The following is a 360-nucleotide window of genomic DNA, read 5'->3' as shown; positions in this document are numbered from 1 at the left end:
CGATATAGCCAGCCGGAATCTCGCCGCGATAGTCAGGCGGGAGCACAAGGTATTTGCCACCCCTGCCCTTGTCCGGCCCGGGCAGCCCCACATCGCCGCACCACTGACGGCCGTCGATTTCCCCCTCGGTGCAGATCGGGCGCTGGAAGAAGTCGTCGAGGATGCCTTGCAGTCCGGGCGGCACGTCGATCACCATCGGGCCGTCTTCCTTCAGGTCGAGGTAGCCCATGGCGTAGATCACATCCGAATTCGGCGTGGTGACCAGCGTCTTGGCATTCAGGCGGTCCTTCCAGATCGGCAGGACGTTATATCCCTTGCCGAAGGTCTTCTCGGAGCCTTCCTTCATGCCGAGCATATTGA

The 360-nt window shown here is 61.7% G+C and carries 1 protein-coding gene; it reads right to left on the bottom strand.

From position 1 onward, the window contains the following. Positions 1 to 360, bottom strand: a 360-nt coding sequence (locus tag AC1DMY_RS21095) for a DUF1254 domain-containing protein (protein WP_477166793.1), incomplete at both ends; no start/stop codon positions are given.

The sequence above is a fragment of the Dyella sp. 01L423 genome (assembly GCF_056399945.1).
The sequence above is the reverse complement of the archived record's forward strand: the minus strand, read 5'-3'. Positions and strand labels throughout refer to the sequence as shown.